The sequence below is a fragment of the Streptomyces dengpaensis genome (assembly GCF_002946835.1).
GTDB classification, from domain to species: Bacteria; Actinomycetota; Actinomycetes; order Streptomycetales; family Streptomycetaceae; genus Streptomyces; species Streptomyces dengpaensis.
In genome coordinates, this window is the sequence record NZ_CP026652.1 from 2,776,628 (window position 1) to 2,789,481 (window position 12,854).

The window sequence follows — 12,854 nt, forward strand, 5'->3', positions numbered from 1 at the left end:
GGCGGCAACTCCGCTTGCTAAGGGGGGCAGGGTGTCGTCATGGACGAGCGTAGTCCCGGGCTGAGAGAGAACCTCACGCCAAAGGACCTTCGCACTAGGGTCCTTCGGCTCCGTCCCGGGTTCTCGTGAACGGTATCACAAACTATTTGATGAGGTCTTTACCTGGTTGGTGTGCTCGCCGTCACACATGAGGGTGAAGCTGCGCCTCCGTGCAGGACAGTGGCCGAGTTGTCTGGTAATGGGGGACTTTGCTTCCCCGACGACGTGTCCACTTTGGTCGGGTTCTTACCTTGCGTCAGCGCGACGATCCGGCTTTGCGTCGATCCAGGAAGCGCGAGCGGGGGCCGATCGCGCTCGCTCCGTTGACTCCTGAGGCTCCTGCGGCGACCGGGGTACGGGGCTCGTGGGCCTCCAGCGGCTCCTCGGGAGCCCCCTCCGTCGCCTCCGCGCCAAAGGCGGCGGACGCCCCGGCCGGGACGGCCGCGGGGGCCTTGCTACGGCGGTAGCGCGGCGGCACCAGGTGTTCGGCCCAGCGCGGGGCGCGCGGCGTGAAGCGCGGCAGCAGGAGCAGCACGAGACCGACCGCGCTGAGTGCCGCGATGCCGAGCACGATCCACATGGACGCCGAGTTGACCGAGAAGGCGAGGGCGCCGAAGGCGATCAGCGCCGACCAGAAGTACATGATCAGGACGGCGCGGCTGTGCGAGTGCCCGACCTCCAAGAGGCGGTGGTGCAGATGCCCGCGGTCGGCGGCGAACGGGGACTGGCCGCGCCAGGTGCGCCGCACGATGGCCAGCACCAGGTCGGCGGCCGGGACCGCGATGATCGTCAGCGGCAGCAGCAGCGGGATGTAGACGGGCACCGTCTGGTGCACGGTGTTGCGCTCGGAACCGGAGAACAGGTTCATCGCGTCGGGGTCGATCTGCCCCGTGATGGAGATCGCACCGGCGGCCAGCACCAGACCGATCAGCATCGAGCCGGAGTCGCCCATGAAGATCCGCGCCGGATGCATGTTGTGCGGCAGGAAGCCCAGGCACATGCCCATCAGGATCGCCGCGAAGAGCGTCGCCGGGGCGGCGGCCTCGATGCCGTACGAGTACCAGATGCGGTACGCGTACAGGAAGAACGCGGTGGACGCGATGCACACCATGCCGGCGGCGAGACCGTCGAGGCCGTCGACGAAGTTCACCGCGTTGATGGTGATCACGACGAGGGCGACGGTGAGGAGAGTCCCCTGCCACTGGGTCAGCGCGACCAGGCCGACGCCGGGGATCGGCAGCCACAGGATCGTCAGACCCTGCACGACCATGACACCGGCGGCGATCATCTGGCCGCCCAGCTTGATCAGGGCGTCGATCTCGAACTTGTCGTCCAGGACGCCGATCAGCCAGATGAGCGCCGCTCCCGAGAGCAGCGCGCGCGGCTCGTTCGACTGCGTGAAGACCTCGCTCAGGTTGGTCAGGTGGTCCGCGACCAGCAGGCCCGCGCACAGCCCGAAGAACATCGCGATACCGCCCAGCCGCGGAGTGGGTTCCCGGTGCACATCGCGCGCACGGATCTCCGGCATGGCTCCGGCCACGATCGCGAATTTCCGTACCGGCCCTGTCAGCAGATACGTCACCGCGGCCGTGATGCAGAGCGTCAGGAGGTATTCACGCACGGGCTTCCCCACAGGTCTCGCTGGCCATCTCAGCCCCACACCCTAGCGATGCGCGCATATGGTTGGGGACTTCCGGGTAGCGACGATGGTTGCACGAGTGGCTGTGCATGCGTGGACGCCTACCCCCGGTCAGCCCGGATACGGCGGAAATCTGCCGGTGAGCTCCCGCACTTCTTCACGCGCCGACCTGGCGTCGATGTCCTCCCGCAGCACCCCCGCGATCAGGACGGCGATCCGCGCCATCTCGGCCTCTCCCATCCCCTGGGTGGTCAGGGCGGCCGTACCGAGCCGCAGGCCGCGGGCGTCGCCGTGCGGCAGCGCACAGCAGTCCAGGACCATCCCGGCGGCGGCCAGACGCCCGCGGGCGGTGCGTCCGTCGACGCCGAGCGGCACCGGATCGGCGGTGATCAGATGCGTGTCCGTACCGCCCGTGGTGATGGCGAGCCCCTCCTCGCCCAGCTCGTCGGCCAGCACCTGGGCGTTGGCGACGACCTGATGCGCGTACGCCGTGAAGGCCGGGGTCGCCGCCTCGCCGAACGCGACGGCCTTGGCGGCGATCGCGTTCATCTGCGCGCCGCCCTGGGTGAACGGGAAGACGGCCCGGTCCACGCGCTCGGCCAGCTCGCTCTTGCACAGGATCATGCCGCCGCGCGGCCCGCGCAGCACCTTGTGGGTCGTCGCGCACACGACATCGGCGTACGGCACCGGACTGGGCGCCGCTCGGCCCGCGACGAGCCCGATGGGGTGGCCGGCGTCCGCGATGAGATAGGCGCCCACCTCGTGGGCGATCTCACGGAACGCGGCGTAGTCGATGTGCCGAGGATAGGAGATGGACCCGCACACGACCGCCTTGGGCCGGTGCGTCCGCGCGAGGGTGCGCACCTGGTCGTAGTCGATGAGCCCGGTCTCCGCCTCCACGCCGTACCCGACGAAGTCGAACCAGCGCCCGGAGAAATTGGCGGGCGACCCGTGCGTGAGGTGCCCGCCGAAGGGCAGTCCCATGGCCAGCACGGTGTCCCCGGGGCGCAGCAGGGCGGCGTATGCGGCGAGGACGGCCGAACTCCCCGAGTGCGACTGCACATTGGCGTGATCGGCGCCGAACAGGGCCTTGGCCCGGTCGGCCGCGATGCGCTCGGCGACGTCGACGATCTCGCATCCGCCGTGAAAGCGGGAGCCCGGATACCCCTCGGCGTACTTGTTCGCCAGCGGCGACCCGAGCGCGGCCAGCACGGCCGGCGAGGTGAAGTTCTCGGCCGCGATCAACTGCAGCGTCGTCGACTGCCGGTCCAGCTCACTGAGCAGAATCTCGGCGAGCACGGGGTCCTGTCGACTCAGAACATCCGCGGCAAGCATCTGTGCGACCGGCATGGTGGACTCCGGACCTCGGCGGGGGGGGACGCTACGTCCAATGTAGAACCGGGACCGGTGGGACGCCCGGTGTTACGCCTCGCCGGGCGCGGCCGCTACCGCTGTGGGCAGTCGTTTACCGCTGTGGGCAGTCGTTCCGCAGGGCGATGGGGGTCCCCCCGCTCTGGGGGTACCTCCCAGGCCCTTAAGGCACTGGGGAAGAAGCCGAGAGTGGGGGAGGGTGGGCACAGCCGACAGCGCCGGGCACCGTGCAAGGAAACGCCGGCGGCAGCCTACGTACGGGCGGGCACCCCGGTAAGCGCAGTCACCACCGGATCCAGCGCCTCATTGATCTCATCCCCGATAGACCGGAAGAACGGCAGCGGCGCCCCGTACGGGTCGAACACCTCGTCCGCCTCCGCCGTCGGAGCCAGCAGCCACCCGCGCAGCGCGGCGGCGGCCCGCACCAGGGCGCGGGCGCGCTCGACCACGCCGTCCTCCAGGGGAGGCAGGGTTGCCGTGTCTATGGCGCGGACGAGGCGGGTGAACTCCTTCAGGGTGAAGGTGCGCAGGCCCGCAGAGTGCCCCATGGAGATGACGTGGGCCCGGTGGTCGCGGGTGGCCGTGAGGACCAGGTCGGCACGGATGACGTGATCGTCAAGGAGCTCGCGGCCGACGAAGCCGGAGGCATCCGCGCCGAAGTCGGCGAGGACCATCTCGGCGTTGGCCTCCATGGGCGCGCCCTCGTGGCCCCAGGTGCCCGCGCTCTCCACGATGAGGCCGCCCCACAGGGGATCGCCGAGCCGGTCCGCCAGGGCGTGCCGGGTCAGCCGCTCGGTGATCGGCGAGCGGCACACGTTGCCAGTGCTGACGTGGAGGATGCGGAAGGACCCCCTGGAGGACCCACCGGTCCCCGTGATCCCCGTGCCTATGCCACGCCCCGCGTCAGGGGCTGTCAATTCGCCACCTCGAGGTCGGGTACGACCTTCCGGAGCTCCTCCGCCGACAGGGCACCCTCGCGCAGCAGCACAGGCACCTTGCCGGTCACGTCGACGATCGAGGAGGGGACGATGCCCGGGGTCGGGCCGCCGTCCAGGTAGACGGAGATGGAATCGCCGAGCATCTCCTGCGCGGCGTCACAGTCCTCGGGAGCCGGGTGTCCCGTGAGGTTGGCGGAGGAGACCGCCATCGGGCCCACCTCTGTGAGCAGTTCGATGGCGACCGGGTGCAGCGGCATACGGATGGCCACCGTGCCCCGGGTGTCCCCCAAGTCCCACTGCAGGGACGGCTGGTGCTTGGCGACGAGCGTGAGCGCGCCCGGCCAGAACGCGTCGACCAGTTCCCAGGCCATCTCGGAGAAGTCCGTGACGAGGCCGTGCAGCGTGTTCGGGGAGCCGATGAGGACAGGGGTGGGCATATTGCGCCCCCGGCCCTTGGCTTCGAGGAGATCGGCGACGGCCTCCGAGGAGAACGCGTCGGCGCCGACGCCGTACACCGTGTCCGTCGGCAGGACCACCAGCTCGCCACGGCGGACGGCGGACGCTGCCTCACGCAGACCGGTGATGCGGTCGGTCGCGTCGTTGGTGTCGTATCGCCGTGCCATTTAGCGGGCCTCCTCGTACACGTACTGCTGAGTCGAAGTTCCTGGACTGCGCGTGCTCACGGCATCGCCTTGCGGGCGGTCGCGAACCGCGGCCGGTTGTTGAGGTCCGCGTGGTCGGCCGCGTCGGCCCAGCCCCGCTCCTCGGTGAAGATCCACGGCACCTGCCCGCCCTGGGTGTCGGCGTGCTCGATGACGACGACGCCGCCGGGGCGCAGCAGCCGGTGCGCGGTGCGCTCGATGCCGCGGATGAGGTCGAGTCCGTCCTCCCCTGAGAACAGGGCGAGTTCGGGATCGTAGTCCCGGGCCTCCGGAGCGACGTACTCCCATTCCGTCAGCGGGATGTACGGCGGGTTGGAGATCACCAGGTCCACCTGGCCGTCGAGGTCCGGGAAGGCCGCCAGGGCGTCTCCCTGGCGCAGGTCGACCCTGGACCCCTCGACGTTCTTGCGGGTCCACTGGAGGGCGTCCTCGGACAGCTCCACGGCGTGCACGCGCGAGCGCGGGACCTCCTGCGCGAGAGCGAGCGCGATGGCGCCCGAGCCGGTGCAGAGGTCGACGATCAGCGGCTCGACGACATCCATGGCGCGTACGGCGTCTATGGCCCAGCCGACCACGGACTCGGTCTCCGGCCGGGGCACGAACACCCCTGGCCCGACCTGGAGTTCCAGGTAACGGAAGTAGGCCCGCCCGGTGATGTGCTGGAGCGGCTCGCGGGCCTCGCGGCGCGCGGTCACCTCCCAGTAGCGGGCGTCGAAGTCCGCGTCCTTGACCGTGTGCAGCTCGCCCCGCTTGACGCCGTGCACGAACGCGGCGAGCTCCTCCGCGTCATTGCGCGGCGAGGGCACGCCGGCGTCGGCCAGCCGCTGGGTGGCCTGGGCCACTTCCGCAAGCAGCAGGTTCACGCTGGTCCTCCGGGGCTGAGCTGTTGTCGTCTTCTGTGTACCGCTGTTACGCGGCGGCGAGCTTCGCGGCCGAGTCCGCGTCGACGCACGCCTGGATCACCGAGTCGAGGTCGCCGTCCAGGACCTGGTCCAAGTTGTACGCCTTGAAGCCGACGCGGTGGTCCGAGATGCGATTCTCCGGGAAGTTGTACGTACGGATCTTCTCGGAGCGGTCGACGGTACGGACCTGGCTGCGGCGCGCGTCCGCGGCTTCCCGCTCGGCTTCCTCCTGCGCCGCCGCGAGGAGCCTGGAGCGCAGGATACGCATCGCCTGCTCCTTGTTCTGCAGCTGACTCTTCTCGTTCTGGCAGGAAGCGACGACTCCGGTGGGAATGTGCGTGATGCGCACCGCGGAGTCGGTCGTGTTGACGGACTGGCCGCCGGGCCCGGAGGAGCGGTAGACGTCGATGCGTAGATCGTTCGCGTGGATCTCGACGTCGACCTCCTCGGCCTCGGGCGTGACCAGGACACCGGCCGCGGAGGTGTGGATACGGCCCTGCGACTCGGTCGACGGCACGCGCTGCACGCGGTGCACTCCGCCCTCGTACTTCAGGCGGGCCCAGACACCCTGGCCGGGCTCGGTGGCGCCCTGGCCGCCCTTGGTCTTCACGGCGACCTGGACGTCCTTGTAGCCGCCGAGCTCCGACTCGGTGGAGTCGATGATCTCGGTCTTCCAGCCGACGCGCTCGGCGTAGCGCAGGTACATGCGCAGCAGGTCGCCGGCGAACAGGGCCGACTCGTCGCCGCCCGCGCCCGCCTTGATCTCGAGGATGACGTCCTTGTCGTCGCTGGGGTCGCGCGGGACGAGGAGCAGCCGGAGCTTCTCGGTGAGCTCCTCGCGCTGCTTGTCCAGGTCCTTGACCTCGGCGGCGAAGTCGGGGTCGTCGGCCGCGAGTTCCTTCGCCGTCTCGATGTCGTCCCCGGTCTGCTTCCAGGAGCGGTACGTCGCGACGATCGGGCTCAGCTCGGCGTAGCGCTTGTTCAGCTTGCGCGCGTTGGCCTGGTCGGCGTGGACCGACGGGTCAGCGAGCTTCTTCTCCAGATCGGCGTGCTCGCCGATGAGTTCCTCGACCGCCTCGAACATCTCCGGCTCCAATGGGCTGTCCCCAGCTCCACATGGGCTCGGGGACGTAGGTACGGCATGGGGGTCCCCCCGCTCTGGGGGTACCTCCCAGGCCCTTAAGGCACTGGGGGACAAGCCGAGAGTGGGGGAGGGGGCTGCACCGCAAAGCGCCGGTCCCGGCGCCCCCGTGCAGGGGGCACCGAAGACCGGCGCTGTGGGCTCGCTACTTCTTGGCAGCGGCAGCCTTGCCGAAGCGGGCCTCGAAGCGGGCCACACGGCCACCGGTGTCGAGGATCTTCTGCTTGCCCGTGTAGAACGGGTGGCACTCGGAGCAGACCTCGGCACGGATGGTGCCGCTGCCGATCGTGCTACGGGTGGTGAACGACGCGCCACAGGTGCAGCTGACCTGCGTCTCGACGTACTCGGGGTGGATGTCGCGCTTCAAGGTGTCTCCTAGTTTCGGGAGGGCGCCGGGTCGCCGCCGCGGATTGCGGGAGCGTGAACCGGAGCCGACGTACCAGTCTGCCAGGACTGGCGCCATCCCCCAAAACCGGGGGGATGGGTGATCTATTCCCGGCGTGCCGGCCGGGGCCCCGTGCGTGTCAGCCGGCGCTCACGACGTCCTTCGCGGTGCCCGTGGCCGTGCCCTCGGTGGCCGCCTTCGGGATCGCCCGGTCGTTCTTCAGGGCCTTCCAGACCAGCTGGGACTTGTCCTTGTCGATGAGGACGCGGTTGGCGTCCTCGGCGTCGTACTGGACCGGCATCGTCACCATGGTCATGTTCGACGAGCTGATGCCCTTGAGGCCGTTGGCGAAGGACGCGAGGTTGCTGACCGAGCCGAGCTCGGAGTCGGTCGTGACCGTCTTGGTCGCGGTCATGGCGAGGTCGTACGCCTTCTTCGGGCTGGACAGGACGCCGACCTGCTTGGCCTGGTTGACCAGGGCCTTGATGAAAGCCTGCTGGAGCTGGATGCGGCCCAGGTCGGAGCCGTCGCCGACGCCGTGCCGGGTGCGGACCAGGCCGAGCGCCTGCTTGCCGGTGAGCTTGTGCGTACCGGCGGTCAGGTTCAGATGGCTGTCGGGGTCGTCGATGTCCTCGGTCGTGGTGACCTTGACCCCGCCGAGTTCGTCGATGAGCTTCTGGAAGCCGCTGAAGTCGACCTCGACGTAGTGATCCATGCGGATGCCGGTCAGGGACTCGACGGTCTTCACCGCGCAGGTCGCCCCGCCGGTGGCGTACGCGGAGTTGAACATCACGTCGGAGGCCGCGTCGTGCGTGACCCCGTCGGCGTCGGTGCAGGAGGGCCGCTCGATCAGGGTGTCGCGGGGGATCGAGACCACGCTGGCCTTCTTGTGGCCCTCGTAGACGTGCACGATCATCGCCGTGTCGGAGCGGGCGGTGCCGTCGTCGGTGCCGCCGCCCAGCTTCTCGTTGCCGCCGGAGCGGGTGTCGGAGCCCAGGACCAGGATGTTCTCGGAGCCGTTGTCGACCTTCGTCGGCCGGTCGGTGCCGAGCACCTGGTTGATGTCGACGCTCTTGATGTTGCCATTGAGCTTGAAGTACACGAACCCGGCGCCCGCGCCCCCCAGCACGACGATGCCCGCCGCGGTCCAGGCCGTGACGAGGAGTGCCTTGCTGCGCGTGCTGCGGGGCTTGCGGCGGCGGCCCTTGGCGCGGCGACGCCGGGCGCTCGTGCCGGACTCCCCTGGTATGCCGGGTTCCGGCGTGCTCTCGGCAGGCATGTGCACCTCAGTCCTCGTTGCTTCGGTTACCCCTTGCTTTCAGGGCCGGGACCCGCCCTGTCGTGACCGCGTACCGCTCCATGCTCGCTCTGTACGGTCAGACGGGGAAACTCGGGAAAGGGTTGCACAAAGCAGGGCACCCACCGCGTAAAACGGTGGGCACCCTGTGTCATCGGTCAATCCGGGAAAACCCCGCTCACCTGCGATGTCAGCCGAAAATGTCGTATTGCTGGTGACCGGTGCCGACGGAGATCCTTGTGGCGAAGATCTCGCTGGTCGCCTTGCCGGTGCCCGGGTACAGGTAGAGCGTGCCGCCAGGCGTACGGGCCATGAAGTCGGCCTTGCCGTCGCCGGTCACGTCACCGGGGGCGTCGAAGGCGTTGTAGTCGCCCCACGTGCGCACCTTGATGCGGCTGGAGAAGGCTTCGCTGCCGGCCTTGCCGGTGCCCTTGTACAGGTAGACGTACGAGCCGGTCCGGCTGCGCGCGATCAGGTCGGCCTTGCCGTCGCCGGTGAAGTCACCGTGTCCGCGCAGGGAGTTGTACTGGTTCCAGCCGGAGCGGACCTGGACGCGCGCCGAGAAGGTGCCGTTGCCCTTGCCCGGGTAGATCCACAGGACCCCGCCGGAGTCGACCGAGAGCAGGTCGGGCAGGGCGTCGCCGGTCACGTCGCCGGGGGCGACGATACGGGTGCGGGTCTTCCAGTTGTCGAAGATCTGGTCGTTGGCCCAGCTCTCGGTCGAGCGGACCCAGTGCAGCCAGTAGACGTCGCCCGTGGTGGTCTGGCGGACCACGTAGTCCTGGTAGCCGTCCCGGTTGAGGTCGGACTGCAGCACGACGTTGAGACCCTTGAAGCTGCCGAGGTTCCGGACCGGGGAGAACGAGGTGCCCTTGGAGTCCGCCGCGTAGCCGGTGCCGTCGGAGGCACGGCGCAGGAACAGGTCGGCCCTGTGGTCACCGCTCAGGTTGGTGTCGTCAACGCGCGGGTACGCGGCCCCGACGTACGTGCTGACCTTCGCGAAGACGCTGTACGCGCCCTTCGCGACGCAGTCCTGGACACCCCAGGAGACGACGCCGACGATACGGCCGCCGACGATCAGCGGGCCGCCGGAGTCGCCGTTGCACGCCGAGGTGGTGCCGCTGTCGCTGCCGGTCGCCGGGGCACCCGCGCAGACCATGTGGCCCTTGACGAAGTCGCTGCCGTAGGCGCCCGCGCAGGTGGTGTCGGACTTGATGGGCAGCGTGGCCGTCTTCAGGATCTGGGAGATGTCCTGGCTGGTGGAGCTGGTGCGGCCCCAGCCGTAGACCGTGGCCTGGGTGCCGGACGCGTACGAGGCGGTGTCACCGGACGTCGTTATGCGGATCGGCTTGGCGGTGACGGGGGTCGCCAGCGTGAGGACCGCGATGTCGTTGTCGATGGTCGTCGAGCTGTACGACGGGTGGTTCCACTGCCGGGCGACACCGGCGACGGTGCCGCCGTGCAGGTCGGTGCCGCCCGAGGAGTCGGAGGTCGGCAGCTGCGTGCTGCCGGTCACGACGGCGCCGTTGGCCTTCCAGTCGTAACCCTTGAGGCAGTGCGCGGCGGTGAGGATCTTCGTCGGCGACACGACGGAGCCGCCACAGAAGAAGCCGAGGTCGTCGCTCTCGCTGGTGGTGCCCCGGTCGTCGTAGTACCAGAGCTGGGCCATCCACGGCGCGGACGTGATGGTCGTCGTGGTGCCGCCGATGATCTTCGCGTCGACAGTGGAGCCGCTCGTGCTCGTGCTCGTGCTCGCGCTCAGGGACGACTTCGTGGTCGTCTCCCCCGCGGTGTCGTCACCGGCGAGGGCGCCCGTGACCCGCTCCTTCAGCTCGGCCAGGGTGGGCGCCGAGGTGGCGGGCTGGGCGGGCGGCGTCGGCAGGGGCGATGCGGCGTTCGCGGACGACATCAGCAGCGTCCCCGCGACGGCGGCGGCCAGACCGGCGGCCACGACCGGGACGGCGATCCGTATACGGCGTCTGTGGCGACCGCCCCCGGACATGGGTGTATCCACTCAAGTCCCCCCTCAGAGTCAAGAGTTCATATCTGCTTCAGCAGAAGTTCAAGAAGCGTGATCGTACACCTGTTCTAGGTCGCACAAAGGGCCGCCCCCGTCACCTGGGTGACGGGGGCGGCCCTCAGCGGTTCTTGCAGGCTGACCTGCTGACCTCAGTCGTTGCCGTTGCCCGGCGACGGCGTGGTCTTCTGGATCTGAAGCAGGAACTCGGCGTTCGACTTCGTCTGTTTCATCTTGTCCAGCAGCAGCTCGATCGCCTGCTGCTGGTCGAGCGCGTGCAGCACCCGGCGCAGCTTCCAGACGATGGCGAGCTCGTCGTTGCCGAGCAGGATCTCTTCCTTACGGGTACCGGACGCGTCGACGTCCACCGCCGGGAAGATGCGCTTGTCGGCGAGCTTCCGGTCGAGCTTGAGCTCCGCGTTGCCGGTGCCCTTGAACTCCTCGAAGATCACCTCGTCCATGCGGGACCCGGTGTCGACGAGCGCGGTCGCGAGGATGGTCAGCGAGCCGCCGTCCTCGATGTTGCGCGCCGCACCGAAGAAGCGCTTCGGCGGGTAGAGGGCCGTCGAGTCGACACCACCGGACAGGATGCGGCCGGAGGCCGGGGCGGCGAGGTTGTACGCACGGCCCAGACGCGTGATCGAGTCGAGCAGCACGACGACGTCGTGACCCAGCTCCACAAGACGCTTGGCACGCTCAATCGCCAGTTCGGCGACCGTGGTGTGGTCCTCGGCCGGGCGGTCGAAGGTCGAGGAGATGACCTCGCCCTTGACCGACCGCTGCATGTCGGTGACCTCTTCCGGACGCTCGTCGACCAGGACGACCATCAGGTGGCACTCGGGGTTGTTGTGCGTGATCGCGTTGGCGATCGCCTGCATGATCATGGTCTTGCCGGTCTTCGGCGGGGCCACGATCAGACCGCGCTGGCCCTTACCGATCGGCGCAACGAGGTCGATGATGCGGGTGGTGAGGATGCCCGGGTCCGTCTCCAGGCGGAGGCGGTCCTGCGGGTACAGCGGCGTCAGCTTGTTGAACTCCGGGCGGCCACGGCCGTGTTCGGGCGCCATGCCGTTGACGGAGTCCAGGCGGACCAGCGCGTTGAACTTCTCGCGGCGCTCACCCTCCTTGGGCTGACGGACCGCGCCGGTGACGTGGTCACCCTTGCGCAGGCCGTTCTTGCGGACCTGGGCGAGGGAGACGTAAACGTCGTTGGGGCCCGGCAGGTAGCCCGACGTACGGATGAAGGCGTAGTTGTCGAGGATGTCCAGGATGCCCGCGACGGGGATCAGGACGTCGTCCTCGGCGAGCTGCGGCTCGGCGATCTCGTCGCGGCCACGACGGCCCCGGCGGTCCCGGTAGCGCCCGCGACGGCCGCGGCGGCCACCCTCGAAGTCGTCCCCGTCCTCATCGGCCCGCGGCCCGGTGTCGCGCTGCTGGCGGTCCTGACGGCCGCCGCCCTGCTGCTGACGGTCCTGGCGGTCCTGGCGCTGCTGGCCGCCGCCCTGCTGCTCGTCGCCCTTGCCACGACGGTCGCGGTCACGGCCGCCACGGTCGCGGTCACGGCGGTCACGGCGGCCCTGACGGCCGTCGGCGCCCTCGGCGTCGGCCTTGTCCTCGCCCTGCGCCTGGACCGGGGTCTCGGCCTTCGGCTCGCTCTTCGCCTCGCCGGCGACCGTCTCGGGGCTGCCCGCCTCGGCGGTGGCACGGCGACGGCGGCGCTCCGCGGGAGCGTCGTCTCCGCCGCGCTCGGCTTCTCCCCCACGCTCGGCTTCGCTCGCGCGGGAGGTACCCCCATCGCGGGAGGGGCCCCCAGCCGGCTGGCCGGGGATCTCGATCTGCTGCTGGGCCACGGCCTTCTCGGCGGCGGGCTCCGCCGCCTGCTTCTCGGCCGCGGCGGCCTCATCGCCCGTACGAGCCTTCGAGGTGGCCCGGCGCTTCGGCTTGGCCTCGGTGGCCTCGCCGGCGGGAGAGGACGCGGCCTTGGCCGGGGCTCCCCCTCCCCCAGAGCCCGAAAGGGCCTGGGAGGTGCCCCCAGCCTGCGCCTCCTTGATGACCTCGATCAGCTGGCTCTTGCGCATACGCGCGGTGCCCCTGATGCCGAGGCCGGATGCGACCTGCTGCAGCTCGGCCAGCACCATGCCCTCAAGGCCGGTACCGCGGCGCCGCCGGGAGCCGGCACCGGTGGCAGGCGCAGAGGCGTCCGTGGCGGGCGCGGCAACGGTCTCCTCGACACGTGCGCCCATCAGATCGGTGGTGTCGCTCACGAAGGGTCCTTCCCTGGAGCGGACGTCGGCCTGTCTGGCTCGGCGACCGGTTGTGCTGTCCGGCTTTGGTCCTTGCTGTGTGGACCGTGCCGGGGCGGTGGTCCGCCAAAGCGGCGGAAGACATATCTGGTGATGACGATTCCGGAGCCGTGGCACTGAATTGCGGTGTCATCGGCATGGTCTCGCCGGTTCCGGAGCG

Annotated in this window: 10 protein-coding genes; all 10 read right to left on the reverse strand. The window is 69.6% G+C overall.

Annotated features, from left to right (window positions below):
* Positions 1-295: 295 nt before the first annotated feature.
* Complete coding sequence (locus C4B68_RS12475; RefSeq protein WP_099499936.1) at positions 296-1,660, reverse strand: MraY family glycosyltransferase; 1,365 nt, start codon at positions 1,658-1,660, stop codon at positions 296-298.
* A gap of 129 nt (positions 1,661-1,789) precedes the next feature.
* Entirely contained in the window at positions 1,790-3,028 is a 1,239-nt protein-coding gene (locus C4B68_RS12480) for a serine hydroxymethyltransferase (RefSeq protein WP_099499935.1), read from the reverse strand.
* 272 nt (positions 3,029-3,300) lie between these two features.
* On the reverse strand, positions 3,301-3,966 hold the full coding sequence (locus tag C4B68_RS12485) for an arsenate reductase/protein-tyrosine-phosphatase family protein (RefSeq protein WP_099499934.1): 666 nt from the start codon (positions 3,964-3,966) through the stop codon (positions 3,301-3,303).
* Positions 3,963-4,610, reverse strand: a complete 648-nt coding sequence (locus C4B68_RS12490; RefSeq protein ID WP_099499933.1) for an L-threonylcarbamoyladenylate synthase — start codon at positions 4,608-4,610, stop codon at positions 3,963-3,965. Before C4B68_RS12490 ends, C4B68_RS12485 begins: the two co-directional genes overlap by 4 nt.
* 56 nt (positions 4,611-4,666) lie before the next feature.
* Positions 4,667-5,512 (reverse strand): peptide chain release factor N(5)-glutamine methyltransferase, encoded by an 846-nt coding sequence (prmC, locus tag C4B68_RS12495; protein ID WP_099499932.1) that lies wholly within the window; start codon positions 5,510-5,512, stop codon positions 4,667-4,669.
* A gap of 46 nt (positions 5,513-5,558) precedes the next feature.
* Positions 5,559-6,635: a peptide chain release factor 1 gene (prfA, locus tag C4B68_RS12500; protein ID WP_099499931.1), complete on the reverse strand. Its 1,077-nt coding sequence runs from the start codon at positions 6,633-6,635 to the stop codon at positions 5,559-5,561.
* Between the two features lie 202 nt (positions 6,636-6,837).
* Positions 6,838-7,059, reverse strand: coding sequence for a 50S ribosomal protein L31 (gene rpmE, locus C4B68_RS12505; RefSeq protein WP_059130001.1), 222 nt, complete (start codon positions 7,057-7,059; stop codon positions 6,838-6,840).
* Positions 7,060-7,216: 157 nt separating this feature from the next.
* Positions 7,217-8,356: an LCP family protein gene (locus C4B68_RS12510; RefSeq protein WP_099500038.1), complete on the reverse strand. Its 1,140-nt coding sequence runs from the start codon at positions 8,354-8,356 to the stop codon at positions 7,217-7,219.
* 208 nt (positions 8,357-8,564) lie between these two features.
* Positions 8,565-10,376, reverse strand: a complete 1,812-nt coding sequence (locus C4B68_RS12515; RefSeq protein ID WP_099499930.1) for a trypsin-like serine protease — start codon at positions 10,374-10,376, stop codon at positions 8,565-8,567.
* 167 nt (positions 10,377-10,543) lie between these two features.
* Positions 10,544-12,655 carry a transcription termination factor Rho gene (rho, locus tag C4B68_RS12520; RefSeq protein WP_099499929.1) on the reverse strand — a complete coding sequence of 704 codons (2,112 nt, stop codon included), beginning with the start codon at positions 12,653-12,655 and terminating at the stop codon, positions 10,544-10,546.
* Between the last annotated feature and the right edge of the window lie 199 nt (positions 12,656-12,854).